General features: G+C 70.5%; 9 protein-coding genes and 1 pseudogene. 5 read left to right on the forward strand and 5 right to left on the reverse strand.

The window, feature by feature from the left end; translation table 11 throughout:
- The first annotated feature begins 187 nt into the window (after positions 1-187).
- The 3 genes and pseudogenes from ACKUU6_RS31815 to ACKUU6_RS31825 all read left to right on the forward strand — a co-directional run bounded on the left by ACKUU6_RS31815 (position 188) and on the right by ACKUU6_RS31825 (position 1,353).
- A complete protein-coding gene (locus ACKUU6_RS31815) occupies positions 188-862 on the forward strand; it encodes a DUF402 domain-containing protein (protein ID WP_407992005.1) in 675 nt (224 codons plus the stop codon).
- Positions 828-1,052: pseudogene (locus ACKUU6_RS31820) on the forward strand (NUDIX domain-containing protein); the annotation flags it as partial. The gene ACKUU6_RS31815 and the pseudogene ACKUU6_RS31820, both read left to right, overlap by 35 nt.
- 16 nt (positions 1,053-1,068) lie before the next feature.
- Entirely contained in the window at positions 1,069-1,353 is a 285-nt protein-coding gene (locus ACKUU6_RS31825) for a hypothetical protein (protein ID WP_407992299.1), read from the forward strand.
- 181 nt (positions 1,354-1,534) lie between these two features.
- Here ACKUU6_RS31825 and ACKUU6_RS31830 read toward each other — a convergent pair whose 3' ends face one another.
- From ACKUU6_RS31830 to ACKUU6_RS31845, 4 genes are all read right to left on the reverse strand, one after another.
- The gene (locus tag ACKUU6_RS31830) at positions 1,535-1,801 is read right to left on the reverse strand and encodes a hypothetical protein (protein WP_407986244.1); all 267 of its coding nucleotides are present in this window, start codon (positions 1,799-1,801) and stop codon (positions 1,535-1,537) included.
- A 9-nt stretch (positions 1,802-1,810) separates the two neighbouring features.
- Positions 1,811-2,023: a hypothetical protein gene (locus ACKUU6_RS31835; protein ID WP_407992006.1), complete on the reverse strand. Its 213-nt coding sequence runs from the start codon at positions 2,021-2,023 to the stop codon at positions 1,811-1,813.
- Positions 2,020-4,158, reverse strand: a complete 2,139-nt coding sequence (locus ACKUU6_RS31840) for a hypothetical protein (protein WP_407992007.1) — start codon at positions 4,156-4,158, stop codon at positions 2,020-2,022. The genes ACKUU6_RS31835 and ACKUU6_RS31840 overlap by 4 nt, the downstream gene beginning before the upstream one ends.
- 446 nt (positions 4,159-4,604) lie before the next feature.
- The gene (locus tag ACKUU6_RS31845) at positions 4,605-5,156 is read right to left on the reverse strand and encodes a hypothetical protein (RefSeq protein ID WP_407992008.1); all 552 of its coding nucleotides are present in this window, start codon (positions 5,154-5,156) and stop codon (positions 4,605-4,607) included.
- A gap of 934 nt (positions 5,157-6,090) precedes the next feature.
- Here ACKUU6_RS31845 and ACKUU6_RS31850 point away from each other — a divergent pair.
- Positions 6,091-6,855, forward strand: coding sequence for a phosphoribosyltransferase (locus ACKUU6_RS31850; protein ID WP_407992009.1), 765 nt, complete (start codon positions 6,091-6,093; stop codon positions 6,853-6,855).
- Positions 6,856-6,920: 65 nt separating this feature from the next.
- Here ACKUU6_RS31850 and ACKUU6_RS31855 read toward each other — a convergent pair whose 3' ends face one another.
- Entirely contained in the window at positions 6,921-7,670 is a 750-nt protein-coding gene (locus ACKUU6_RS31855; RefSeq protein WP_407992010.1) for a DNA-processing protein DprA, read from the reverse strand.
- A 426-nt stretch (positions 7,671-8,096) separates the two neighbouring features.
- Between ACKUU6_RS31855 and ACKUU6_RS31860 the strand changes: the two genes are divergently transcribed.
- Positions 8,097-8,312: a hypothetical protein gene (locus ACKUU6_RS31860; RefSeq protein WP_407992011.1), complete on the forward strand. Its 216-nt coding sequence runs from the start codon at positions 8,097-8,099 to the stop codon at positions 8,310-8,312.
- Positions 8,313-9,749: the final 1,437 nt, after the last annotated feature.

A 9,749-nucleotide genomic window follows, 5' to 3' on the forward strand; every position in this document is an offset into this window, starting at 1 on the left:
AGCGCCATCCTGGCCTTCGACGGCGACCCCGAGCAGGTCCTGCCGATCCTCGCCCAGCTGCGCACGGCCGCTCTGGGAAACCGCCGCTGATCCGGTCCGGGAGCAGCCGTCCCGGCCTCCCGGCCCGGGCCGTTCCATCCCACCTTCGGGTGGACTTCCCGCCCCTGGGGCCGGGCAGGTTCCGGTGGTGACTGACACCGACCTGTTCACCCCCGGCTCCACGGTGGTGCGCCGCGATGTTCACGCCGGGCAGGTGTGGACCGCGATGCCGCAGCGGGTGGTCGCCGACACCGGCCACGTGCTCACCCTGGCCTACTGGCCGGGGATCGAGAGCCTCGCCCCGATAACCTGGATCACCTCCACCCGCACCGGCGACCAGTCCGCGCGCGAGCGGATGCTGACGGAACTGGCGTCCCAGACCTGGACCCTGGACCGCTACCGCTGGACCGGAACCACCCTGCTGTCGCACTTCCTGGCAGGGGAGTGGTTCTCCGTGCACTGCTTCCAGGACGCCTTCGGCGAGCCGCTGCGCTGGTACGTGAACTTCGAGAAGCCGTATCTCCGCCGGCCGGGGGTCGGCATCGACACCCTGGACCTCTGCCTGGACCTGGCCGTCAGCCTCGACCTGTCCGGCCACCACTGGAAGGACCGCTCCGAGTACGCGCAGTTGCGGCGCCTGGGCGTGATCGACGACTACCTGCACCGTCAGGTGGTACGGGCCCAGGGGTGGGCGATCACCATGCTCGACAACGTGAGCGGCCCGTTCGCCGACGGCTGGCCGACCTGGGCACCCGATGCGTCCTGGCCGCTGCCCGAACTGCCCGCCGATGCCGACCACGTCGCCGACCAGGCCCTGCGGTGACAGCCGCGGTGCTCGTGCGGGTGTGCGCCGCCCTGCTCCACGACGGCCACCTGGCCCTGATCCGTCGCGACCGGCCGGGGTCCAGCACTCGCTGCCAGGCGGCCTGGTCGAGGAGGGAGAGGACCCGCTGACCGCGCTGCGCCGGGAGCTCCTAGAGGAGCTCGGCCTCGACCCGGACGCGCTCCCCGTACCGCCGGTGCTCCGCTTTGCCCAGGACCAGGAGACCGAGCGGCCGGGACAGCAGACTCTTCCGCCGTCGGCACCTGGTCTTCACCGCCCACCTGCCCGACGACCTCCGCCAGGCCGTCGCCGCGACCGAGCAGGACGACCCCGAGCGGGCACCGGTGGTCTGGCTGCCGCTCGCCACAGCGGCGGGCCTCCACCTCTACCCGGCCATCGGCCCGGTCCTCGACCAGACCACCCAACCCGGCACCACCATCGAACCGCTGCTGCTCCCCGCGATGACCGGTGCCGCCTACCAGTGGCGCTGAACTTGGCGTGACGAACGGCGGGGGAGAGCTGCACGCCGTGCATCTCCTCCATCAGCTCGGACACATCCTTGGCCCCAAGGCCGCACGTCCCGCTGACCGTTCGTCAGCGGGACGTGGTGGGCCGAGCCGGAGCTGATAATCGGCCCGCCGCTCTGATACGACGGGCTGTCAGTTGTCGGCTTCAGACAGCCTTCGTGGTGAGGAGCGCCGCAGCTATGGCATCGGGCGGGAGCATCAGGTCGATTGCCGGATGGGTGCCGCCGTCGAGCGGGACGAGCATGCTCGCCGCCCATCCCTCGGCGGCGAGGGCGGCCTCCCGCGGGGCATCCGCGCGCATCGGCAGGACGGTCAGCAGGACCCAGCCGCTGAGGCGGGCTGGCCCGTGCCGCGGGTGCCGGTGGTGTTCAGCGAGACGGTCGCCGACGGCGGTCGCCTGCTGGCGGTACACGCTGCCAACTTAGCGGCACCAGCCCCGGGCGTCCCAGGCCGCGTACACCGCGTGCGGTGCGGTGATCTCGCTCCGGGCGGCGTCGACGGTCGCCCGGCAGACCAGGCCGGAGGCCGGGTCGTGGGCGCGGGCGAGGGCCCTGATGTCCAGGAGCGGTGCCAGGGTGCGGACGGCCGGGGCGAGCCGACGGCGGATCTGACGGGGGATCGGCACCGGCCTCACGCGTCGTCACCATCCTCGTATTCGTCCTCGTACTCGACCTCGTCCTCCGGGTCCGGCATCACGTCGGCCACGGGGCCATACTTGATGAGGGTCTCGGTGATGCTGCCCAGCTGAACCCGCAGGGCGTCCACACTGGTGACGAGGCCGAACACCTCACGGCCACGGGCGTTGGTCTGGGTCATCTTGGCGAGCGTGAACGCGGCCCGGCTGGCGGCCTTGATCGAGTTCTGCAGGATGCGGCGCTGCCGTGCGTCCTCGGTCTCCGTGGTGCTTCCGCTCCCGGTCTTGCCGTCGAGCTTCTTCTTGAGCTCAGCGATCGACGCCTCGGCGTCCACCGGGCTGGCGGCGTAGACCAGGTCCCACTCGTAGTCGATGGAGACCACCGCGCCGGCCTTGTCGACGACCGGCTCGCCATCCCGGACCACCGCACCGTCGATCTCTCGCGCGGCGGTGTGGAACTGCTTGGGCAGGATGCTGGGGTCGGCCGCGACGTGTGCGTAGGCGATGGAGTGGAGCATCCGCAGCCCGCCCTGGGTGCCGGCCAGCAACGCAAGCAGGGCGTTGGGGGTGTGCCGCAGCGGCGCGGTGCGCACCTCACGGGCTGCGGCGAGCTTGGAGCCGCGGTCGCGGGTGATGAAGCCGGAGACGATCGCGGCGGTGCCGCCGAGCACGGTCAACTCGGCCACCGCGTTGGTCTCGTCCAGCAGCGCCCGCTCGAGGATGTCGTCGAGGACCTTCAGGGCGTCGGTGCCGCGGGTCAGCGTCCAGTTGCGCTTCCACACCGTGTCGGTGATGGTGCCGCCGTTGCCGAGGGCGCGGGCGTACTGGTCGATGGCCAGGGAGCTGCGGTAGGCGGACAGCGCCATCGACGCGATCCGCTCGCTCACCTTCTGGCGGTCGGCCCTGCCGATGCCGAACTCCTGCTTGAGGAGCCGGTTCATCCTCTCAGCGTGCCCGGCGAGCATGTACTGCTGGTGCAGGGCCACCGACCACAGGCGGTGCGGCGGCAGGCCGAGGAGCTTGTGCATCGTGTTCGGGCCGACCTCGCCGAGCAGCACCTTGTACGTGTCGGCGTCGACCAGGTGCTCGCGCAGGGCGTGCCGGTAGACGCGCTGCATGCCCTGGGTGTACTGCGCGCCCTCGTCCCACGGTGTGACGTGGACGTGCAGGTTGGCCACTAGGTCGTCGCGGGCGGCGACCAGGTCGGGCAGCGGGGTGCCGTCCTCCGTCACGGCGCCGACCACCACGATGGCCGGGAAGGTCAGGGTGTGGCCCTCGCGGCGGGTCGCCTCAGTGAGGACCTTCTCGGCCAGGCCGCGGCGTACGCGGGCGGCCATCTCGGTCACCTTTGCGCGGGCCGAGCGCTGGTCGGCCCAGGCCCAGCGCCGCCGCCAGCGGTCCACCGGGCCGATCACGGCGGCGACGCACGCCGCCGCCGCCTCGTCGATGTTGCCGCCGGTGCGCGCCAGCCACATGCTGACGAGCAGGCTGTTGCCGTCGCCGGCGACGGTGTAGGTCTCCTCGACGCCGTCGTCGTAGATGACCCGGACCAGGAACAGCGTCATCGGCTCCTTGATGCCGTGCTGCAGCACGCTCTCGGTGTAGACGTTTCGCTGGCTCTGGGCCCCGTACGTCTGGCGCATGCTCTCGGTGATCGCGTCGGCCAGGGCCTGACGGTCCGCCACCCGAACCACGAAGAGCGCCCTCGGCTGCCCGGTCGCCTTGTCGATGAAGGTCTTGTAGATGACCGGGGCGTTGTTCTCCTGCTTGTCGTCCATCGCGGTGTGCAGCTTGTGCACCCACCGCTGGTTGAGGAAGTCGGGCAGCACGTCCAGGTCGGTGAACCGCCGGTGCGGCGGGATGGCGTACAGGGTGCCGCCGACGACCGGCTTGGCCATCAGCAGGCCGGTGTCAGCGGTCTCGCCGACTGCCTCGACCAGCTTGCGCAGCAGCACGGGGTTCACGGCACCGCCGGTGACCACGGTGGCCGCGTCCTCGTCCAGCGAGTTCGCCGGGTTGTCCAACAGGTCCTTGCGGAAGCCGCGCAACTGCGTGACGGGCGCCGGGTCCGGCACCTCGTCGGGGCGCCGCAGTAGTGGGGGAAGACTGTCGTTCTCGAACGCATCGAGGCTCATGAAAAACGCCCTTCGGGGACTGGCGCGCCGCAGGTTGAACCCTGCCGTCCCCGGCATCGGGCCAGGGACTCCACTGCGCGCCGTCACGAGGGCGGCGGGCGTCGTCACGGCTCCCCACCGGCTCACGGTCCGATACGTCGCCATGCCGACCGGCGTTCCACGAAACTAGGTGAGCCACTGGTCGGTCCCGAAGGTGCCAGCCGCTCTTCACTTCCCAGGTCCAACCCTGCGAGGTGCAGTTCCGTATAACCGGAGCGGTACGCGGCCGACGCACCACTGGCGCACCGGCACCTGCCAGTCTAACCCACGGATAGTCCACCCGGCCACAACTCCGTTGTCCACAAGGCATTGAGGCGACCCACCACCCCTCCTTCCTCCCGGGCATGGGCGAGGTGGCCGGCACCACGGCGGCCTCACCCGCTGCTCTTGAGGAACCCCCGGCCGTTCTACAGTCCCGTCCAGCCTGCCTGCGGCCCGCCTTCGCCCGAGAGTGGGTGCCAGACGGGGGCGGCGGGTCCGTGCTGGGTGAGGTCTTCGAGGCGGGCGGCGAGCAGCTCGGTGGTGGCGGGGTTCTCCTCGGCGGCCAGCAGCAGGTCCTCCACTGCCGTGGTGACCGAGGCGGCCTGGGTGCCGGTGAGGACGACCAGCACGGTGGGGAAGGTTCGCCAGCGCCGCTCCCATGCCCGTCCGTTGCCGCCCTGGCCGGGCTGCTGCCAGAGCCGGGCGCAGGCGGCCAGTTGCTGGGCGGCCTGCTCGGTGCCCGTGCTCGGCCGGTGGAGTTCGACGAACGCGCGCAGCCGTCGGAGACGGCCGCCGGGTGCACGCGGTGTAGGCGAGTTCGGCGGCGGGCCGGTACGCGGGTCCGGCCGGGGCCGCCGGGTCGACGGGATGCACGGGGCCGGCACCAGGTCGAGCGGGCCGAGGCGAGGAGGTGACCGTGGCCGAAGCAGACCCTGCGCCCCAAGCACCCCCCAGGTGTCCGCACGGTGCGAGATCATGAGGTCACCAAGCAGGACGAAGCGCCCCACCACGGTGGGGCAGGGCGGGCGGGTGCCATGGCGAACGCAATACAGGCAGTGGTCTTCGACTACAAGACGGTCTTCAGAGCTGGCACCGTGACCCCCCATCCCGGCATGGCACAGGTACTCCACCTCCTGAGCAGCCGCGGCGTCGGCTGGGTCCTCCTGACGACCGACCCGTTCGACGTGCGGCACTGCGCCTCGGCCGGGCTCCCCGAGCTGGCCCTGCACCTGTCCCAGCGCGACATCCCCGAGCAGAAGAACCGCGGCAGCCACCTGTGGCTCACCGAGGCCGCCCAGCGGCTCGGCCTCGCCACCACCCAGCTCGCCCTGGTCGGCGCGAGCGAACTCGACTGGCGGACCGGCGTCAACGCCGGCGTCGCATTCATCCGGGCCCGCTGGGCCCCCGGCACCCTCAGGCAGGTCGCCCTGACGGCGCAGGACCCCGCCCACCTCTACTGGGTCCTGGACCGGCACCTGCTCCACGAACCGCAGTGGTTCTTCGCCATGGACGACGCATCGCGGAACTACAAGGTGCGCTCGCTGTTCCCGCCGGAGGTGCGCTTCGAGGGCACCAACCCGAGCTCCTTCACCCTGCTGGACATCTTCACCTACGACAAGGACGTGACGGCCGGCAACAGGAGCGCCCGCGACATCCTGATGCTGCACGTGCTCAGCGCCGCCTACCTGGAGGGGCTGCTTCCTGCCCGCTCCTGGTTCTGCGTGTACCCGAGCAGCACGCCGGGTGCGGTCAACCACCAGCTCTCGGACTTCATCGAGGTCGCCAAGGTCATGACCGGCTCGTCCTACAAGGACGACCTGCTGGTCCGGGCCCACCCGGGCGACCGACACCAGCAGGGCCCGTGCCAACGGCCGCCACGGCGAGGTCACCATCGCGACCCAGGCGAACACCGTGCACCTCAACCCCGCGCACCGGAGCGCCCTGGCGAAGGGGAAGACGGTCGTCGTCTTCGACGACTTCACCACCGACGGCATGAGCCTGGACTGGGCGAGGAACCTGCTCACCACGGCAGGTGCCACCCAGGTCATCGGGGTGACCATCGGCAAGTACCGCAAGCCGTACACCTTCTTCACCCCTCGGGCCGGTGTCGCGATCGACCCCTTCACCCCGAATACCACCCTGACGCCGGCCGACTTCACCGCCGAGCAACGCCAGGTGCCCACGGGTACCGGGCCGGTCGACCACGTCGCCGAGACGATGCGCCGCGCCGTGAACGAGGACACCGGCCTGCCTCCGCTCGGGCCCGCACCCGCCTCCCGCACGGTGCTCACCCCAGAGACGAGGGACCTGCTGGACCGGCTCCGCGCGACGTCGATGGTCCGGCGGCCGATTCGCCCGGGCGTCGTGGAGTCGGGCCTCAAGCCCAGGAACGGCCGGGAGCACCACGTCGTCGACTTCCTCGATCAGCTCACGAAGATCGGCCTCCTCACCTGGAGGGCGGACTACCACTCGAGCGAGAAGATGCCTCTGTGGTGGCTCTCCTTCGACGGACAGCCCTGCGCCTGGTGGTACAACACACCTGAGACCGAGAAGGTGATCGGCGAGCTGTGCGCGGCCACCGGGATCATCTGGGAGCCGGTGCGAGCGAACTTCGGCGAGACCGAGCGCCGCGAAGCCGTCGCCCGAATCGAAGCACGCCGGGCCGCAGGCGAATGACGTGACACCGATGGACGGCGCGCCCCACGTCCGGGGCGCGCCGAACACCATTGCAGGCACGGTGGCTACAGGCCGCCGAACGTGAGCTGCTGATACGGCTCCACCGGCTTCACCTGCTGGGCGGGAGCCGAGCCAAGCCGGGCGAGCACGTCGTCCACCGTGGAGACCTCGACGGCCCGGCCGTCGGCCACCATCTTGGCGGCCCAGCTCTCCTGCGCGACCAGGGACCGTAGGAGGAAGACGTGCTTGCCGTGCTCGGCGGCGATCCGGGCCTGCATCTTGGCGCCGGAGGTCCGGGACGCCTCGATCACGATGCTGCCCAGGGCACTCCCGCTCGTGACCACGTTGCGCCGGGGGAAGGTCCACGTCGTCGGCCGGGACTGCGGCCAGAACTGCGAGAGCACCGCGCCGCCGGAGTGGACGATCCGCTGGGCCAGCCTCTCGTCGGCCGCCGGGTAGACCTTCGAGGCGATGCCGTGGCCCTGAACGGCGACGGTTCGGCCGCCCGCGTCCAGGGCGGCGGTGTGCGCGGTGGTGTCGATCCCGAGGGCCAAGCCGGAGAACACGGCGACGTCGGCCGCCACCAACTCCTTCGACATCCGCCTCGCCCGGCTCAGGCCGTCCTCGGTGGCCCCGCGGGTGCCGACGACGGCCACCGAGCGCAGGTCCGCGTGCGCCAGCTCGCCCAGGTAGAAGAGGAACGGCGGCCGGTCGGGGACGGCACGCAGATTGGCCGGGTAGGCGTCGTCCAGCACGGTGACGATCCGGCGCGCCGGCCGCCGACGCGCTCGCCAGTTCGGCGGCGACGCGCTCACGTGCTTCGGGCAGATGCGCGAGCGCGGCCCGCAGGAGCGGGAGGCTCTTGTGCGCGACCTCGGACTGCTCGGGAAGGTGGCCCTCGAACACGGCCTCCAGGCCCTCGGGACTCTCGATGACGCGGGCGAGCAGGCTCCAGTCCACGGACTTGTCGCCAAGACGCAGCGCGCAGACCGCGAGCAGCCCAAGGTGCGCTTCGGCAAGCTGGCCGGGCAGCAGCCCCTGCTGCGGGGGCACGGAGGCGTTCATGATCGTCCTTCTACTTGCGGCCCAAAACTGTTCGAAGGGCAGTGCGATGACACCTGGGCCTGCTCCCATCATGGCGCACCGCACCCACAGTGCTCCAGGCAGCGCACCGGCCTGCTCGGCGACTTCCCGCTCCCGACCCGGCTACGCACCGGGGCTCGATCGGTGGGAAGGAGGACTTGCCGCTGGAGCTGACGCAGGAGGCCGGCCCGAACCGGCTGGAGTGCCCGGACTGCGAGCAGACCCGCAGGGTCGAGAAGCTGGGCCCGCTGGTGCTGCCGCTGGCCACCCACCGTGAGCTGCTGGCCGCCCGCGTCGCGGTGCCCGCCGATCCGTGGTGGGAGGTGCGGGTGTGGCACGCCAAGCTCTACCCAGTAAAGGACCGCGTCGCGTGAGCGTCGGGACGCCGGTACCCCGCCCTCAGCACCGCGTCTGACCGCTCATGTGCCGCGGCACCCGAGGCTCCCGGTACGAGCATCAGCCTCAGCGCCAGTGCAGATTCGAATGTGCGGCCAGGAGCTGCAGAATCCAGATCACCGAGCCCGCACCGACTCTGTGGACCCGACACCGACGAGTAGTTGCTCGCCCATCCGGACCCATGCCGGTTTCCCAGCCCGCTTCATGGCCTGCTGCGATGGCTGTGCCCGGCGTTCCACGCCGTCCCACCCTGCCGCGCCCTGCACACTGTGCGGCTCGAACTCGTTCACGCTCTTCTCCATTCGTCTCATACATCACAGGACAGGGCATCGGTCGAAGACCTGGTGCGAGTCCAGGTCCCACGCGGCCGCAGCGCAGACGCCTGGAACGCCTGGCAAGGGCTCAGCCACAAATGAGGCGTCGCCGACATCCGATGTGTAGTCAGACCCCTGACGGCGGCGATGCATTCAGATGTCCCTTCCGATGCGGCTACTTCAACCTGTCGCCTACGCTTCCGTCAGGCGCCTGTGTTGCGCCAGCTGCAACGGTTGCCAATCGGCGGCAACGCGGGAAGAACCTGACGAGGGGGTAGCGTGCTGGAATAAGCGAACCGGGCAACCTGCGCGGCAGACGCCGGGGGAGTACGCCGGCAGTCCGCGGCCTTCATTGGCTTCCTCAACCAGCTCTTCACCGCCCTGGCTGTCTCCCTCACCCGTTACGCGGCCCGCGTCAATCGGGACAAGGGCTCGGTCTCCCGCTATCTCAGCGGTCGGCGTATCGCCCCCACGGACTTCATCGAAGAACTCTTGCGCCAGGTCGCGGACGTCACGGGTAGCCCCGTCACTGATGATGTCCGCGTTCAGGCTCACCATCTGCGCCTAGAGGCGTTGCGGGTGCGCAACGCCTCCCAATATGAGGTCGAGCAGCTCCGCGAGAGCCTCGGCGCCGCCGAACGCGAGCTCCACCTCGCGAGCGTCCGCGAACGCGCCTTACTGCGAGCGGTGGAGGCCGCCGAAGACCAGACTGGGCGGGCCGAACAGCGCTTCCGCCAGCTAGAGAGCGACTGGGCCGCCGCCCACTACGCTTCCAAGTTCTCAGAGCTGGACATCTACGCCCAGCCCGACGGTTCGGACGAGCTCCGGGACGAGATTCGCGGCCTCAAAGCAGAGTTGGACGCACTGCGGAGCGAGCTATCCCGTGCCCAGACGATGAGGTACGACGCGGAGGAACGGTGCTTGCGCCTGGAGGCGCGCCTCTTGGCCGCCGGAAGCGGCACTGCAGACGGAGCGTACGCGTGCGCGCGAGAAGGCCGCCCTCGAGCTGGAATCGCCCCCAGAAGACAGGGTCGACCCGGAGACGCTGCATCGAGTCTTGGCCGACATCAACACCGCCCAGAATCTGGCCAGCACGCTGCA

The sequence above is a fragment of the Kitasatospora sp. CMC57 genome (assembly GCF_045866025.2).
GTDB lineage: Bacteria > Actinomycetota > Actinomycetes > Streptomycetales > Streptomycetaceae > Kitasatospora.